This window comes from Nitrospira sp., from assembly GCA_024760545.1.
Classification (GTDB): domain Bacteria; phylum Nitrospirota; class Nitrospiria; order Nitrospirales; family Nitrospiraceae; genus Nitrospira_D.
This window is the reverse complement of sequence record CP060501.1, coordinates 4,327,929-4,345,499: the sequence shown is the minus strand read 5'-3', so window position 1 is coordinate 4,345,499 and position 17,571 is coordinate 4,327,929. Positions and strand designations below refer to the sequence as shown.

Sequence of the window (17,571 nt, the reverse complement as noted above, 5' to 3'; positions counted from 1 at the left end):
CGAAATCGGAGTCCGGTTTAACATCACTGCTTCACTTCCTCTGGGAGGTCTTATGCGCAGATCCCTCGTTTTGTTTATTTCTACCTTCTTCATGATCTCATCAGCCTACGCCGATGGTGGGCATGAACATCATGCCATCCCCACCCTGAAAAAACAGGTGGGCTCAAAGATTACGTATGGAGAAAATACGGCGACCCTGACCTTTGGTCCCATCGACCTTCCGACCGGCCATGGCGAAGGCGATATGGGTGACTCCATGCCTCGGTTCAACTTCCAGTTGCCTGAGGACAAATATTTGATCGGCTTCAAGTCGGCCCTTTCCACAGTCGACGGGAAGGAATTGCCGAGGAATTACCTGCACCATATTCTGATGATCAACAACACCAAGCCCAGCGTGTCGTGCCCGGGTGAGCCGCTCTTCTTCGGTGGAGCAGGGCTCGAAATGTCCGAGACGCAATTCCCAGACGGATACGGCGTGAAGCTTTCGGCAACCGACAAACTCATGACGGTTGTCGCGTTCTATCATGGCGCCCCCCCCACTAAGGACGTCATCGCAACGTTCACCATGTATTTTGCGCCGAAGGCCAAACCGGTCAAAGCGATGGACATCTATCAGGTCGGCGTCAACATCGTCTGCTTCACCAAATTCGGCGATCGGCCCGCGGATCAGACCGATGAAGGGATCGAAATCGGACCAGGTGTCCAAGTCCGTACGGCACCATTGAAATTCAGCATGGACGGTTGCGTCAAATACGCCTATCCGCACGGTCATGATGAGTTGCTCCTGATCGCGTTGGAGAATAAAACCAAAAAACAGACCCTCCTCCGGACTGTCCCGGACGTTGAATCGGACGGAACTCTCCGCGAATTCTTACCCCATCAAGTGTATAAAGACGGCCAAGGATTCCCTATCTCGAAGGAGGATGACTATGAGATGGTGATGGTCTACCACCATTCTCTGCATAAAACTGAACTCCAGCACGGCATGGGCAATTACTTGCTGTATATGACGCCGGGTACGTGTCCAGTACCGACACGGAGCGCCTCCGTCACTCCCTAAACTCAATGTCATCACCTACCGGCCGAGCATTGGCCGGTAGGTGTTCCTACCTCCCCTACAGTTTCCTTCGTCTGCCCGCTCTTCTGGAGTTTTTCCGCTGATCCCGGCGATTGGTTCCTCCTCCTCGCTCTACACGGACAGTCGACATCCGATCGTTCCCGGTCATGTCAAAAACCCAAATCCGCTGGCTGAAACGGCACCTGGCGTGTATACTTCACACCTAGTGATGATACGTAATAGTCTTTTCACCACACGTCACCGTAGGGTGGCATGAAGTATCGCTCACCACGCCCATGACCGTTCGCACCTCCCCCCAAACGCATACCCCACTATCAGGGACAGAGTCGCTGCAGCAACTCACACGATTCATGCGGGACATGGGGCACCCGACGAATCTTTCCGTTCTTGCCGAGCGAATCTTGTTTGGTCTATCAGAAACCTCTCAGTACTCGAACGGGTCCCTTTATCTGTTCGAACGTGAGCGCGAGCGTTTTCGTCACGCGCTCTCCTATGGGCGGATAGATACGGCAGCCATGCCTCCGGTTGTGGCCCTCAGCGACCCTCTTGTCCAAGACCTCGTTCGGCGCCAGCACATCCTCGACTCGTCTATTTTGTCCGCTTCTGTCCATACGACCGCTTCCGACAACGGGATGGCCGCCGTACTCAGTGCTCTCCCCGCGAATCTGGCAATCCCGCTATTGACTCAAGGCAGGCTGATCGCGTTCGTGCTACTCCAATCTCAGACTGAAAACTCTACGCTCGCCCCTCGGGCTACGGAACTGCTGACCGCCATGGCCCAGAGTGCGGCCAATGCGCTGGATTCCCTCTTGATCCATGAAGATCTTCGCCAATCCCAGGCCCTGATGCGACGAACCGATCGCTTACGTTCATTGGAAATTATCGCCGGTGGTTTCGCGCATGAGGTCCGAAACCCCCTGACCTCGATCAAGACGTTCATTCAGCTGGCACCCGAACGGAAAGATGACCGACAATTCATCGGAGAATTCAGCCGAATGGTGCTCGATGACGTTCATCGAATTGAACGTCTTATTCAAGAAATCCTCGACTACGCTCGCTACATGGAACCTAAATTGACCGATGAGGACCTGAATGAGATCGTCTTGTCATGCCTGTACTTCATCCAAGTGAAAGCGGACAGACGCGGGATCAAGATTGAAAAAGAGTTGGCGTCCGAGCTTCCTCGTGGCATGTTAGATCGGCAGCAAATCAAACAGGTCCTTTTGAACTTGCTCCTGAACGCAATGGATGCCATTGGCGAAAACACCGGCACTCTCCGAGTTCGAACTCATCGACTCCAGAAACCAGACGGTGAAGTGTGGGCGCAAATCGAAATCGAGGATACGGGACACGGCATCTCGATTGAGAACCTCGATCACATCTTCGACCCATTCTTTACCACCAAGCATGCGAGCCCAGTGAACGAAGGGACAGGATTGGGCCTGACCATCGCGCACCAGATCGTTTTGGAACATGGAGGAGAGATTCGGGTTCAGAGCACCGAAGGAATCGGAACGACGTTCCGGATCAATCTTCCCTCCGATCACGGATAGAACGCAAGGAGTCGATGTGGAGAGCGCGGTCACGAAAAAACGAGTGCTGTTGATCGACGACGAGGCGCGAGTCCGTGCCTCTCTCAAAATGGTATTGGAGCCGATTTACGACATTCTCCAGGCAGTCGACGGGCATGAGGGACTCGATATGTTTCGGAAGGAAGAGCCCGACCTTGTCCTGCTCGACGTCATTCTTCCCGGAACCGACGGCCTGGCGGTGCTCCAAACGCTTCGCATGGAAAAGAAAATAACCCCGGTCATCATGCTCACGGGCACGAAATCCGTGAAAACGGCCGTCGATGCCATGAAGCTCGGGGCAGCCGACTATCTCTCGAAACCGTTCGACGTCGATGAACTTCGCATTGTCGTCGATCGCGCCCTCAACTCTTCCGAATTGGAGCGTGAGGTCAAGCAGCTGCGCGCTCAAGTCGTCCAGCGATATGCCTTTCACAATCTGATCGGGAAGAGCCAGGGCATGCAGGAGATCTACTCAAAGATCGAGCAGGTGGCCGACAGTCGCACCACTGTTCTCATCACCGGAGAGAGTGGGACGGGCAAAGAATTGGTCGCGAAAGCATTGCATTATAACAGTTCACGGAGAGAGCGTCCTTTCGTCGCACTGAACTGCGCGGCTCTCCCGGAAACGCTGATTGAAAGCGAACTTTTCGGGCATGAAAAGGGGTCCTTTACCGATGCCACGGCGCGACGCGTCGGGCAGTTCGAGTTGGCGAACACCGGAACCTTGTTCCTCGACGAGATCGGCGATTTGAGTCCCGTCACACAGGCGAAACTCCTCCGTGTCATTCAGGAGCGAGAATTTACACGAATCGGCGGCATTCAGTCGATCAAAGTCGACGTCCGCATTGTGGCAGCGACAAATAAGAATCTTGACGAGCTGGTTCGAAAAGGACAATTCCGAGAAGATCTCTACTATCGCATCAATGTGATCTTGCTCTATCTCCCTCCGCTTCGCGAACGGGGCGAGGATATCCCCCTCCTTGCCAAGCATTTCCTTGCAAAGCGGCTGGAAGAAGAGGGCCGGCCACACACGGAATTTGGAAAAGACGCGTTAGAACTCCTGACTCGTTATCCCTGGCCGGGCAACGTTCGCGAGCTGGAAAACTTCGTCGAACAGGCTTTCATCTGGTCTCAACATGCTTCAGAAATCACCCCGGAACATCTACCGGCATCGATCAAGAGCGACTCTCGCTCAACATCTCTTCGAGACGATACCCTCGCAGGTCGCATGTCTCTCGAAAAAGCGGTGATGGAGTTTGAGCGGGAAATCATTCTCGATGCATTAAAACGAACAAACTACGTACAAACCCACGCTGCCAATCTACTCGGGATCAGCCGCCGCATGCTCAAATACCGCATGGATACCCTCGGCATCGGCCGCCCAGACCAGCCTGCCGGTCAAGATCATGAACAATCAGTGCAGGAATGACACACATTATCCACAAGAATGTCACATTTATGCACAAACCACTACATTCGCCATCTTAATAGATAGGTACCCTAGCAGTATTGCAACCTACCTATGGTTGATTTCTCTGTCACTACTACTGTATATTGAAATGCCTTATAACTGACTGAAAAGGAACAGGAATTGCTTGTAAAATGTCGGACTTTTCGATGTTATGAGCATAACTTCTGAGCAGCTTGAAACAAGGCCCACTGTACTGGTTGTTGATGATGAGGCGGGCCCTCGAGATTCCCTTAAAGTCATTCTTCGTCCCTTCTTCGACATCCACGCTGCAGAAAATGCCAAGACAGCGTTGGAAGTTCTAAGAAGCGAGCCTATCGATCTCATTACACTGGATCAGAAGCTTCCAGACCGCCATGGGCTGGACCTCCTTCAGGAGATCAAGCGCGATCATCCCAATGTGGAGGTCGTGATTATCACAGGCTATGGGAGTCTGAGGGCTGCCATGGAAGGCACTCGGCACGGAGCCGCGGGTTACTTGCTTAAGCCGTTCAACATCAACGAGCTTATTACCCTCATCCAGCAGACGATGGAAAAGAAACGCCGACTCGACTTTCTTCGTCATTGCCTGAAGACATCAACAGAGCTCTGGGGGTCGGAGGGAGAAAGCGTAGGGGCCTGGGATAGGCTTAAGGCAGGATACTTTGCTCTCTGCACGAAATCAGAGGGTGATTTTGTCTCGGAACAAGAAGGGGGAATGAACCTCCTGCCGCTCCTCTCGGATATCCTGGAAGCCACGGACCGTCAATTGCTTAATCATTCGAGCCGTGTGAGTTTCAATGCCACGTTGATGGCTGCCAGGCTGAGCCTTACGCTCTCCGAACAAAAGACGTTGGCCATGGGAGCCTTCCTGCATGACATAGGGAAAGCTGGCCTTCCATCTTATAGATTTGCAGAAGACCAGATCTTACCGTCAGGTGAGCCGGCCGTGTGTAAGGAGCATTGCGACAGAGGTGCGCGGCTGATTAAGCCGCTGGGCTTGCCAATCGAGGTAGGGCAAATCATCGCATCCCACCACGAACGATGGGATGGGCAAGGCTATCCTCGCGGACTTCAAGGCGCGGAGATTCCGCTGCTGGCCCGTATTGTCTGTATTGCCCAAGCGTTTGATCACCTGACTGCGGACACGCCAGGCCGATCTTCCCTCTCCATCGATGCCGCGATCCACCAGATCTCGCTTCAATCCCATACGCATTTCGACCCGCTCCTCCTGGAGCTCTTCATTGATGTTGTAAAAGAATCCACTGCCTCTATTCCCGCCACGACCATCGCCCCTGCTGCATAATTATTCGTGCGCTCCGGCGATCAATTCGGCCGCCGTCGCCCGAGTCTTTTGAGTCACCCGTTCCCCGCCGAGCATACGCGCAATTTCACCCTCACGGCTCATTCCGGCCAGCACACGCACCGAAGCCACTGTCCGTCCCTTCACCTCCGATTTTTCTACACAGAAATGATGTCGGGCTTGGGAAGCCACCTGCGGCAGATGGGTGATACATAACACTTGATGATACTGACCCAGCGCCCGTAACCGTTTCCCGATCGTCGCCGCAACCGCCCCTCCGACTCCCGTATCTATTTCGTCGAAGATCAAAACCGGCACATGATCGACGTCGGCAAGGACGGATTTCAGGGCCAGCATCACTCGGGAGAGTTCCCCCCCGGATGCCACGCGAGACATGGGCTTCAAAGGTTCTCCGACATTGGCGGACAACAGAAACTCGACACGATCGACTCCATCCGAGCCATACGCCTCGTTCAGCATGACCTGGACCAGGAAGCGTACGGATCCCATTCTCAACGCATCGAGCTCCTTGCCCACCAGTTTCGTCAACCGTTTGGCTGCTTCCTTTCGTTTGTCCGAAAGCTGCCGTGCCAAGTCCGAAACCTTCACCTGTTGTTCATGAATGAGTCGATCATATCGCTCGATCTCACTGTCCGATCGCCAAAGCTGCTCCAGCTCGTCCTTCACCCGCTCGTGCGTCGCCAGAACGGCCTCGATGGTCCCACCATACTTCTTCTTCATGTTCTGAATGAGAGCCAAACGATCCTCGATCGCCATCAACCGCATCGGGTCTGCGTCCAAACGTTCGGTATAACTACGAAGACTATCTGCGACTTCCTTCAGCAGCACTTTGGCCTCAGATGCGAGCCGACTCGTCCCTTCCATCTCAGGGTCGATGTGGGTCAGTTCACCCAACACGCGTTCCGTCAACGCCAAGTCAGCCAAGATGCCATGACCATCACCTTGAATCCGTTCCTGAGCCTCCGACACCAGTTCAGCCAGACGGTGTGACGAACCCAAGCGTTGGCGTTCGGCCTGCAAAATCTCTTCCTCTCCGATACGGCAGACGGCTTCATCCAATTCCTGCCGTTGAAACTTCAAAAGATCTTCCCGTTGTGCCCGCTGCTGCATGGCAACAGCCAGCTCAGCGCGCTCTTGACGGGAACGTACCCAATCCTGATGCGTCGTTCGATACGTGAGCCGCAATTCCTGCAAACGACCGAACGCATCGAGAACTTCAAGCTGAGCGGGATTGGACAATAACGATTGCTGATCATGCTGACCGTGGATATCGATCAACGTACCGGCAAACTCTTCAAGCAGATGGACCGGGCTCAATACTCCGTTCAGGTACACTCTGTTCCTTCCTGATCGGGCAATGATGCGCCGAATGATAAGCTCAGAGTCCTGTGGGCCAAGAATCTCTTGGGCTCGCAGGACTTGGAGGATGGGATGCGCGGGAGGAATTTCGAATGATGCCTCAAGGTGCGCTTCGTCTGCGCCGAACCGAATCTGGTCGTTTGAGGCGCGCCCACCGACCAGAAGGGCCACCGCATCGATTAACAGGGACTTACCGGTCCCTGTTTCGCCGGTTAACACGGTAAACCCTGAGTCGATGTTCAGACTCAGCTGTTCAATGACGGCAAAATTGGTGATACGCAGCTCAGTGAGCATGGCTGCGGCGGCAAGGAATTTTAGCCGGATGCGGGAGACACATGTGCACACTCAAAACGACGGTCTCGCGAGATCACACCGAGCACAAACGTGAAGCGTATGCTTGGATACGTTGAGCGCCTGAACGATGCGACAACAACACCGGCCGCTGTGTTCGGCACCTCTCTAGGCAGTCCCCGCATGTTGCGCGAGGAGCGAATCGATGACTTCCTTGAATTGGCGTTTTGGCCTGGCTCCTACCAGCTTTTCAACCGGCTGACCATTCTTAAAAAAGAGAATGGTGGGAATGCTCATCACCTGGTAACGACCGGCCACTTCCGGATTCTCGTCGGTGTTCAGCTTTCGGACTTTGAGCTTCCCGTCGTATTCTTTGGCCAATTCATCAACGATGGGAGCCACCATTTGACAGGGGCCGCACCACACGGCCCAAAAATCCACCATGACAAGTTCCGAGGCCTTCATGACTTCGGCATCCCAAGTCGAATCTTCAACTTTCAAGGCGTCACCAGCCACGTCTTCGCCCTCCTTCAGGGTTAAAATCATGCACACACACCTACCACGGCATCGTACCCCACCATTGATTTTAGTGTCAAACGGATCATCGCCCTGTTTGAGCTCCCGTCGATCCATCGGCTGCCCCGGGGGCTTGAGGAGGGAGCCCATAGGGCCCGCCTGGAGCCGCCCACGGAAGGCCACGCTCGCCCCACAGGAGCGGGCTCAGTAGCGTCCGCATCACGACGGTTCCGGTGCTCTCGGTCCAACCGACCCCCGTGAGACTCAACATGAAGCTGTACTGCTCACGATCGGGGAATTTCAGATAATAAAACCCGACCGACCAACACTTGCATGGGTTCTGATACAGCGCCACCGCGTCCAATTCAGGACTTCTTCCATTCTTGACGTCATAGTACGCCTTCGCCCCGAAAGCCCATCCCCAAGGGGTGCGCACCGCGCCGCCCATCGTGACAAACTGGATCTCCTGCGTCGGGGCATACACCTCGTTGAACGAGATAGGATTCCAAAGATCGCCTCGTCGCACTCGATTGCCTTCTCTCGTGTACCGTTGGCCTACTTCGAAATACCAATTGGTTCCTTCTTGAAACCGAAGATCCGTGTTGAACTGGCTTACGCCTGGCTGATAGGGATCGAAGAACGCGTCAATCGTCAGGTATCGATTGATGGGGGGCCGCATCGCCCATGCCTGGGCGGCGCGCCCGAATATTGGGGCATCCAGTTGTGAGATCCCCGCAAACGGCGGGAGGTTGTTGCCGATGACGGCCCGCATCCAGATATCAGAAAATTTCTTCCCTTGAATGGATACCGTAGCCGGCTGGAGCGGTTGTGTAACGGACCCCAAGAAGGGAAGGACGCCCGGCGTGAAATCCCGAGCCATCATCTGCACATCGCCCACACGATAACTCTGAGCCACGGTCAGGTCCAACCAGTTGAATGCCGTTTGTTTACCTGATTCAAGCACACGGCTACGCATCATATAGGTCAGCAGATTCTTTTTCGGCAGGTCGTCGACCTGGTCGATTTGAGTCAGTTCGGATTGCCTCGTGGACGGCACATACTCGTACGTCACAGAGGGTTCGACGGTGTGCAACAGGCTACCCCCATCAGCGAGCGAAAACCGGCGCGCCAGTTTGGAGGTGGCGTCCACCCCCAACCAAAAAGTCTCCCGATGCTGTCCTTCCTCTGACTGCGCTCCCCGCGTGTAATACACCTCGCGGAACTTTGCTTGCGGGCGGATCCCAATCATATGCCCAAGCTGAATCACCTCAGTCGCAATCCCAGGAACCATATTGATCCTGTTGAGCGTAAACCCTTGATCCCGGTAGAAGTTGACGTAATTGCCTTCCATGCCCAACAAGAGAGGCGAATTGAACAGTGAAACGTAGGGAAGGTTGTAGCCGGCCTCCGGCAGACGTTGAAACGTGTCCTTTCCACCGGCTTGTAACGGCTGCAGATAGAGACCCAAGAGATAGAGATTGCCGTAGGGCAGCCGCTGGGTCGCCATAAGGTTTGATTCGGCGCTCGGTAAGGCTCGCAGCACCCCCGAATTGCTCAACTGTTGAAGAAAGTTTGGGTCGGTGACCAAATTCGCGTTCGCTCGGAGCAAAAGCGTATCGGTAATGAATTGCGTATGACTACCGGTCAGTGTTGCCCGTGATTTTTCGGCATTCGCTCCGGTGTCGGTCACGCCTGCGACACCGGAAAGCTGTGTCTGTTGCAAATAACTCAGATACCACTTTCCACGGGATCGCCGGTCCAGGACATACCGATACTCGACATCCGACCCATATCCCAAGTTACTGTAGTAGGACGGTGAAATGGTGAGATCCTGACTCGGATTGATGGCCCAGAAAAAACTTCCCCGTACGTGGGTTCCGAAGCGACTGTCATACCCGACGGTTGGAATAAGAAATCCGGTCTGTCGTTTGGTCAGCGGATAGGAAAAGGTAGGCAAGGGAATGGTCGGGACATCGAATAGACAGAACCACCCGCTTTTGAACGCCAATGTATCACCCATGCCCATATCAAGATCCTTAAACCGGAACCGCCACGCCGGCACTTCGCCCCCTTGCGCATCACAGTTTGTAAAGCTGCCGTCTTTCGCCCGGTAATGGTATTCTGAAAATCGCTGCAACAGCCGACCCGAAACCAGCGTGTTGGTAGACGGAACGTAGAGTTGCCCGTGCGCGGCGACACCGGCCTCGGTGTTGATATTGATGTCCATCCGTTCGGCCGTGACATCCGCCTGCGGATCCGTTAGATGCACGTGGCCAATAGCCGTCAGAATCCCCGGAAGAACCTGAATGGTGACATGATCGGCGGTCAGCCTCATTGTGCCCTGTTGGATCACGACCGATCCGTCCGCGTCATACACTTCCGTGTCTTGCCGATAGTCAATGCGTTCCGCAGTGATATCGAGAGGGGCGGACGAGGCGGGCGACGCTCCGGCGCCAACCCGGTTTTCCGCAGCTGATCCAGGATATGGAGAGAGGAAGAGCACGGTGACGACGAGCAGGAGCCACCGGCAGATCCACAAGAAAGGATCTACCATGTTAGCCACGGATCGGTGACAGACCACAGCCGCTTACTGCCGCTTTGATATCCCCCAGGAGCATGAGTGATCCGGCTATACAGATAAGATCGTGAGGCATTGCCCGGCTTCTGGCAACTGCCAGCGCATCCATAGGAAGAACGGACTCCGACAGCGAGCCATGCCATTCTTGCAGGGCTGCGCGAAGATCTTGGATCGTGGCAGATCGTGCAAGAGCCGCCTGTGTCAACACGATCTCCGACACCATCGGCAGCAACGGCGCGATGAATCCCCGATGATCTTTATCGCGCATCATGCCCCACACCAGAATAATCCGAGAAGTTGGATGATTTGTGGAATATTCGTTCAGATATCGTGCGAGCGCATGCGCCGCGGCAGGGTTATGTGCGCCATCGAGCAAAACCTTCGGAGACTCATCGATGGACTCTAGGCGACCGTCCCATGACACAGTCCGCAGGCCCTCACGTACGGCCGTGTCATTCGTTGCAAGCCCCAATTGACCGGCAGCTTCAAGCAGTGCCAACGCACAAGCGGCGTTGTCCCACTGGTGGCGCCCTGCCAGGCCGCAAGCCAGCCCCTCAATCACACGCGTCACCCCACGATAGGCAAACTCTTCGGAGTCGTTCCCTTCAACATGAAACTCGCGGCCGAGCTGCCACAACGGTGCCGTCCGATCGTCAGCGATCCGGCGCAGCACGGTTTCAGCCTCCGACCCAATACGTCCCACCACGACCGGTACGGACGGCTTGATGATGCCCCCTTTTTCGAAGGCGATCGCACCCTCCGTATGCCCCAAATACTCCTGATGATCCAAACCGATCGTCGTGATTGCGCTGCAGAGCGGTCGCTCCATCACGTTGGTCGCGTCAAACCGTCCGCCCAACCCGACTTCTAGTACGGCGACGTCAACTTCAGATTCTGCGAAGTACAGGAACGCGAGGGCCGTCGTCATCTCAAAAAAAGTCGGCTGCAGATCGTGTTTCTGAGCGGCCCTCAATCGCGTGATCAACTCTCCTACGCGATCTTCCGTGATCACGCAACCATTGACACGAATCCGTTCACGGAATTCGATCAGATGAGGAGATGTATAGAGCCCGACGCGCCGGCCTGAATGTTGAAGCACCGCCGCGGCCATCGCCGCGGTCGACCCTTTGCCGTTGGTACCTCCGATATGAAGCACACGAAGCGCACGGTGAGGATTGCCAACCCTCTCCAAGAGAAGCCGCATGGTCTCCAAGCCCAGCTTGATGCCGTGTTTTTGAAGGCTGTAGAGGAATTCGATAACGGAGGAGTAGCTCATCAACAAGCCGGAGGGACGCAGAAGGCTAAAAATGATTCACGAGAGTGCCGACCGTCTCCTTAAGACGCTTGCGCTCGACGATCATATCGATCATCCCGTGCTCGAGAAGGAATTCAGACCGCTGGAACTGATCCGGCAATTGCTGTTTGATCGTCTGTTCGATCACTCGAGGTCCGGCAAAACCGATCAGGGCTTTCGGTTCGGCAATGATCACATCTCCCAACATCGCCACACTGGCCGTGACACCCCCGAACGTAGGATCGGAGAGGATTGAGATGAAGGGCAGTTTGGCTTCCCCCAGCTTCGCCACCGCCGTCGACGTCTTGGCCATCTGCATCAGCGAGAAGATACCTTCCTGCATACGAGCTCCCCCGGACGCGGTGACCAGAATGACGGGCAATTTCAGCTCCAAGGCTCGATCGATCGCGCGGCAGAGTTTTTCACCGACCACCGAGCCCATACTGCCGCCCATGAAGCTGAAATCGAACACACACAGCACCACGCGGCGGCCATTCACCATGCCTTCACCGATCACGAGAGCATCTTTACGACCTGTCTTTTCTTGGTGTGCCTTCACTCGCTCTCGATAAGATTTGGTGTCCTGAAAGGTTAAGGGATCTTGAGCCTCCAATCCGACATCCCATTCCTTGAACGTCCCGAGATCGATGAGCAAGCCGATACGTTCCGTGACCGAAATAGGGAAATGATACTCGCACTTCGGGCAGACCTTGTTGTTCCGGTCGACTTCTTTTCGATAGACGATTTCCCGGCAGTGATTGCACTTGAGCCACATCCCCTCACTGCCTTTAGAACGAGGCGGCGGGACTGATTCTGCCGGCTTGTCTTTCTTGAACCACGCCATGATCGTTGCGCCTATCCAGACCTAAGTGGGCAACCCTCACCTCGATGCGGCCGGGAAAGAATACCATACCCTGATTTCCGATGCACTTTTCTGCCGTGCCGACATCTGAGGAACCATTCGTCTCACTACCCGATCGCGGACGACGTCAACTCGACCAGCATCCACACCCCGACCGAGACACTGACAAGACTGGCAAAACCCTGTACCCCGACAAAAAGTTGCCGGCTGACCGAACGTGAATAGATGATCGGAACACTGATCGTCAGGCCGATCACCATCATACCGATAATAGACCCTACCCCGAAGACGAGAATCGACAAGAGGCCGGCGACCACGTCTGTCGTTGTGGCAAGAATCATCAACATCAGCGCGGCGGATCCAGCCAGCCCATGCGCCATACCGATACAGAGTGGACGAATCAACTCGGTCATCCAATGCCGATGACGATGATCTTTCTGTCGTTGGTGACTGTGAAAATGAACGTGCGGGCGGCCGTCGTGGTGATGGCTATGCACGTGCCATCGCTCCCGGTAGAGCCTAAGGGCCAACGTGACGCCGAGCAGGATCAGCAAGACGGCCACACACGATTCAGCGATGACTTCGAATTGTGCGGGGATATGAACTCCCCAAGCAAGAACGACCGCCCCTACAAGCAATAAGGTCAGGGTATGCCCGATGCCCCACCATAACCCAACGGCGCCGGACGCCAAGAGCGACGGTCGCTCAGCAAGCACCGTGGAAACCGCTGCAAGATGATCGGTATCCAGGGCGTGCCGCAGCCCAAGCAGAAAGCCGACTCCTAGCAATGTCGCAACCTGCATGTCCGGCATGATCAATCGGGCAGCGGACCTAGACCGAGTCTACTCGGCAAATCTAGAACGATACCGCATTCCGTGCACAGAACCACGTTTTATATCGGAGGACACGCCGGACTATACGCACTTATCCGCCACGGGCATGCATCTCCAGATGCGGATCTTGCCGAAGCTGATCAATGTCGATCAACCCTCCGGCTCGAAGCCCAACCCGCTCCAAGGCCTTACGCTCTTCCGCTCCACGATCACGGCGGGTCGTCCATCCGGACCCGATCATCTCCCGCATTTGCACAGGACTGCTTCCCATACGGAGCGGCTTGCGCAAATCAATACCGGACGTAGCGTACAGGCACAGATACCAAAATCCGTCGGCCGTGACACGACTGCGGTCGCACTGGGCGCAAAAAGGCATCGTCGTTGACGGAATAATCCCAAAGATTGTGCCGTCCGGCAACAAGAATCGCTGGGCTGGAGCACTCCCCCGTTCCGGAAGCGGCGTGACCCGGCCATACCGTCGGCTCAAGGATGCCAGGATCATGTCTTGCGACAGAACTTTGTCCATGCTCCACTCGTTCGCCCCCCCAACATCCATGTACTCAATGAAACGAACCTCAGCGTGATAGTGTTTGGCAAATTCGATCAACGCACTCAGTTCATCTTCGTTGAATCCCCGGATCGCAACCGTGTCCAGTTTCAAATTCGTAAAACCCGTCTTACCGACCGATTCGATGCCCTCTAACACTCGTGAAAATTCATCACGCCCGGCCAATTGACGGAACCGCTCCGGTCGGAGCGTATCCAAACTGACCGTCACCCGGTCAAGACCCGCTTCATAGAGCCCTTGCGCATACTCGGCCAACAGAATACCGTTCGTCGTCAAGGCCACTTCCTGAATCCGCCGATCCTGTCGCAGCAACCGCACAAACCGTGCAAGGTCCCGTCGCAAGAGCGGTTCTCCCCCAGTCAGTCTGACCTTCTCCACTCCGAGATCGGCGAAATATCCCGCAAGCGTCGCCATTTCCTCGAAGCTCAGAAGATCCTCGCGTGGAAGCCAGACATACTCCGGTTCCGGCATGCAATACTTGCAGCGGAGATTGCATCGGTCCGTAACAGACAGGCGAAGACTGCCGAGCGGGCGACCGAATGCATCGCGTGTAGAGGGGATAGAACGCTGCTGCATGGATTGATCCATTGTCTCTTCTCTGGACTCACCCTGAGGGACACTCAGTCGATTATGGGTGCTCCTCGACCCACACCTCTCCTTCAGGCGTGTGTTCCAGTTTCCAAATCGGCGTGATCTGCTTTAATTCATCAATGGCCCACTTGCAGGCACGGAACGCATCCGCACGATGTTCGGCGCCGGCAATGATCAGCACAATGTTCTCACCGATCGTAATCTCTCCATACCGGTGGATAATGAGCAGTTCGAGGATATCGAAATCTTTCAGCGCCCGCTCTCGAATCTCGCGCAACGTTGTTTGCGCCATTCCCTCATAGTGCTCGAAGGTGAGGCTATCCACCTCCCGCCCTTTCGACCGGTCACGCGCCGTCCCTAAAAAGATCGAGACGCCGCCGATTCGTTTGGACCGGCCACGCACGCGGTTGATTTCCGCATCGACGGAGAAATCTTCCCGCTGGATACGAACGAATTGGCCATTATCCGTCTCATCGTTCATTTCAGTCCCGCCCGCGAAAGGCGGCAACAGAGCGATCTCATCCCCATCTTTGATTTCTGTCTCCTCGTGCGCGATTTCCTGATTCACCGATACCAGCACCTTCTTTTTGTGAAGTAGTTCCCCGATTGCAGGATAGCCGCTATTGATGGCCCCGACCAGATCCTTGACCCGCCGACCATTCGCCAATTCCAATGACAACGATCCCCGATTGCCGGCCATCATCTTCGTCATACCGAATAACTTGACCGTCACCATCGGCTCTGATCCTCACTCCCCTCGGATATAGGCACCGGACTTCCCCCCGGATTTGGAAAGAAGACAGACCTCGCTGAAACTCATGCCGCGGTCCACCGACTTGCACATATCGTAAATGGTCAACGCCGCAACCGTGACCGCCGTCATCGCTTCCATTTCGACGCCCGTCGGCCCTGTCGTCTTGGCCGTGGCCGTAATCGTGATGGAACAGCGGCCTTGTGGATCGGGCTGAAGTTCTTCTTTGAAGGCAATATCGACACTGGTGAGGAGAATCGGATGACACATGGGAATGAGGTCCGGCGTCTGTTTCGCGCCCATCACGCCGGCGACCTGAGCTACCGACAAGACATCACCCTTCTGAATCTTGCCGCGCTGGATCTTTTCAAGGGTTTCGGGAAGCAGGAATACTCTGGCTTGAGCCGTGGCAAGCCGTTCGGTTGAATCCTTGGCGCCGACGTCGACCATACGAGCGCGCCCAGACTCATTAAAGTGGGTGAATTCGGCCATTTTACCCGTTGAATCAGTATGTTGTGATGAAACCAGTAGCGGGATTATAGGTGCCGCCTGAAATGAAGGTCAAGCCGGAAGGGAACGGTCACCTATTGTAAGAGACAGCAATTTTATGGTTAGACCAACCCACCTGCTGGTCACAGGAGATCAAGGCCTCTTGATAGCCGCAGATCTTGCTCCCCTCGCCATCGTCGATCCGGGTGCCTGTTGGAAGGGCCTCCGCCGATAGCGCTGGTGACCAACATGAGGTCTTGCCTGCTTGCTTACCCATACATAGGTAGGATAGATCGATTTTGACCCCGCTCGTAATATGCGGCTCGACCGTTCGGGTTGAAGAGCAGGTAGATCCCACAGCTCATGCACCAAGAGAAAATTGGTCGGTACCACATAAGACGCCCCCTCCTCGCTGGTTCGTATCTAGTATCCGTCGCGCTGCTCGTTGCAATCTGCTTTGGCTCCTATGGTTGTAAGGACGTGGCGTCGGTTAACCAAGGGGTCGAACTTGCCAGTCTGATCATTACCCCTGGAGAACTTCAACCGTCCTTTGACAGTGCCACCACCCAATACAATGTCGACCTCACCAGCGACATTGAGACCGTGATCATCACGGCGCAACCGCGAGTGGCCGGCGACACTGTGAGTATCAATGGCCAGACCACGACGAGGAGAGATATTTCATTGGGTCCGGTGGGATCAGTTACTCCCGTGAGTATCGTGGTGTCAGAATCAACGAGCAATTCAAGAACCTACATAGTGCTTCTCAACAAAGCAACCTTAGCTGGAAACAATTCGTTACAAAACTTGACCGTTTCGCCCGGAACTCTGGCCCCCACATTCAATGCCAACACGCTCAGCTATACGGTGAATGTCGCCAATAACGTCGGAAGCATTGCGGTAAGCCCCACCCTGGACGACCCCGCTGCGACAATGACGGTGGACGGGCAAGCCGCTACCTCAGGTCAGGCACACTCAATTACCCTCAATGACTCCGGCCAAAGCACTACCATCACGGTTATCGTGACAGCTCAGAGCGGAACTCAGAAAACCTACCTGATTACGGTGAATCGTGGGATATCGGGCAACAACTTCTTGCAGAGTCTAACCATTTCACCAGGAACCTTAGATCCGCCTTTCAGCGCTGGCACAGTCGGTTACACGATGGATGTCGCGAGCAATGTGACCAGCGTAACAGTAACGCCGACGTTGCAAGATACGACGGCGAGCCTGACGGTGAATGGGCAGCCCATCAACTCCGGGCAAGCCCGTATCATTACGTTGCGCGGACCGGGTTTAAGCACCTTTCTCAATATTGTGGTGACCGCGCAAAATGGCACCAGGAAAACATATTCCGTAGACGTATTTCGTCCTGCACTTAGCGGGAACAACAAACTGTCGGCCTTGACGGTGGCACCCGGCATCTTGGACCCCGCGTTCAACGCGGATACCACCAGATATACGGTGGACCTGGCGACCACCGTCAGCAGCGTCACGGTGACGGCGACTCTTCAGGACCCGAGTGCCAGCATGGAGGTGAATGGCCAGGGCACCAGCTCGGGTCAGGCGCGGGACATCACCCTTGGCGCTCCGGGCTCGCACACCAACATCGACCTTGTCGTGGTCGCCCCGAACGGCAGGTCCAAAACCTATCGCATCACCCTCGAACGCGCAGCCCCAGCGAGCAACAACAGACTCTCGGCCTTGACGGTGACACCCGGCATCTTGGACCCCGCGTTCAACCCGAACACCACCAAGTATACGGTGGACCTGGCGACCACCGTCAGCAGCGTCACGGTGACGGCGACTCTTCAGGAGCCGAGTGCTAACATGGAGGTGAATGGCCAGGGCATCAGCTCGGGTCAGGCGCGGGACATTACCCTTGGAGCTCCGGGGTCACGCACCGACATAGAACTTGTCGTGGTCGCCCCGAACGGCAGCTCCAGAACCTATCGCATCACCGTCGAACGAGCAGCCCCCTAGATTGAGGTTATTGCAACACGCCTCCTTCCACGGTGT

General features: G+C 55.3%; 14 protein-coding genes. 5 read left to right on the top strand and 9 right to left on the bottom strand.

Annotated elements, in window-relative coordinates:
• Nucleotides 1-52 precede the first annotated feature (52 nt).
• From H8K03_20640 to H8K03_20625, 4 genes are all read left to right on the top strand, one after another.
• On the top strand, nucleotides 53-1,060 hold the full coding sequence (locus H8K03_20640) for a hypothetical protein (protein UVT20150.1): 1,008 nt from the start codon (nucleotides 53-55) through the stop codon (nucleotides 1,058-1,060).
• Nucleotides 1,061-1,353: 293 nt separating this feature from the next.
• The gene (locus H8K03_20635; protein UVT20149.1) at nucleotides 1,354-2,631 is read left to right on the top strand and encodes a GAF domain-containing protein; all 1,278 of its coding nucleotides are present in this window, start codon (nucleotides 1,354-1,356) and stop codon (nucleotides 2,629-2,631) included.
• Nucleotides 2,552-4,078 carry a sigma-54-dependent Fis family transcriptional regulator gene (locus H8K03_20630; GenBank protein ID UVT20148.1) on the top strand — a complete coding sequence of 509 codons (1,527 nt, stop codon included), beginning with the start codon at nucleotides 2,552-2,554 and terminating at the stop codon, nucleotides 4,076-4,078. The genes H8K03_20635 and H8K03_20630 overlap by 80 nt, the downstream gene beginning before the upstream one ends.
• 193 nt (nucleotides 4,079-4,271) lie before the next feature.
• A complete protein-coding gene (locus H8K03_20625; protein UVT20147.1) occupies nucleotides 4,272-5,402 on the top strand; it encodes a response regulator in 1,131 nt (376 codons plus the stop codon).
• On the opposite strand, the gene recN is transcribed toward H8K03_20625, so the two are convergent.
• The 9 genes from recN to moaC all read right to left on the bottom strand — a co-directional run bounded on the left by recN (nucleotide 5,403) and on the right by moaC (nucleotide 15,555).
• A complete protein-coding gene (recN, locus tag H8K03_20620) occupies nucleotides 5,403-7,073 on the bottom strand; it encodes a DNA repair protein RecN (protein ID UVT20146.1) in 1,671 nt (556 codons plus the stop codon).
• Between the two features lie 165 nt (nucleotides 7,074-7,238).
• Entirely contained in the window at nucleotides 7,239-7,616 is a 378-nt protein-coding gene (gene trxA, locus H8K03_20615) for a thioredoxin (protein UVT20145.1), read from the bottom strand.
• A 55-nt stretch (nucleotides 7,617-7,671) separates the two neighbouring features.
• The gene (locus H8K03_20610) at nucleotides 7,672-10,140 is read right to left on the bottom strand and encodes an LPS-assembly protein LptD (GenBank protein ID UVT20144.1); all 2,469 of its coding nucleotides are present in this window, start codon (nucleotides 10,138-10,140) and stop codon (nucleotides 7,672-7,674) included.
• Between the two features lies 1 nt (nucleotide 10,141).
• Nucleotides 10,142-11,440: a bifunctional folylpolyglutamate synthase/dihydrofolate synthase gene (locus H8K03_20605; protein UVT20143.1), complete on the bottom strand. Its 1,299-nt coding sequence runs from the start codon at nucleotides 11,438-11,440 to the stop codon at nucleotides 10,142-10,144.
• A 25-nt stretch (nucleotides 11,441-11,465) separates the two neighbouring features.
• On the bottom strand, nucleotides 11,466-12,302 hold the full coding sequence (locus tag H8K03_20600; GenBank protein ID UVT20142.1) for an acetyl-CoA carboxylase carboxyltransferase subunit beta: 837 nt from the start codon (nucleotides 12,300-12,302) through the stop codon (nucleotides 11,466-11,468).
• 125 nt (nucleotides 12,303-12,427) lie between these two features.
• On the bottom strand, nucleotides 12,428-13,132 hold the full coding sequence (locus H8K03_20595) for a sulfite exporter TauE/SafE family protein (GenBank protein UVT20141.1): 705 nt from the start codon (nucleotides 13,130-13,132) through the stop codon (nucleotides 12,428-12,430).
• Between the two features lie 112 nt (nucleotides 13,133-13,244).
• On the bottom strand, nucleotides 13,245-14,297 hold the full coding sequence (gene moaA / locus H8K03_20590) for a GTP 3',8-cyclase MoaA (GenBank protein ID UVT20140.1): 1,053 nt from the start codon (nucleotides 14,295-14,297) through the stop codon (nucleotides 13,245-13,247).
• Nucleotides 14,298-14,349: 52 nt separating this feature from the next.
• Entirely contained in the window at nucleotides 14,350-15,048 is a 699-nt protein-coding gene (locus H8K03_20585; GenBank protein ID UVT20139.1) for a molybdenum cofactor biosynthesis protein MoaE, read from the bottom strand.
• A 12-nt stretch (nucleotides 15,049-15,060) separates the two neighbouring features.
• Complete coding sequence (gene moaC / locus H8K03_20580) at nucleotides 15,061-15,555, bottom strand: cyclic pyranopterin monophosphate synthase MoaC (GenBank protein ID UVT20138.1); 495 nt, start codon at nucleotides 15,553-15,555, stop codon at nucleotides 15,061-15,063.
• A gap of 477 nt (nucleotides 15,556-16,032) precedes the next feature.
• Here moaC and H8K03_20575 point away from each other — a divergent pair, with 477 nt between their 5' ends.
• Nucleotides 16,033-17,535: a cadherin-like beta sandwich domain-containing protein gene (locus tag H8K03_20575; protein ID UVT20137.1), complete on the top strand. Its 1,503-nt coding sequence runs from the start codon at nucleotides 16,033-16,035 to the stop codon at nucleotides 17,533-17,535.
• The last annotated feature ends 36 nt before the right edge of the window (nucleotides 17,536-17,571 follow it).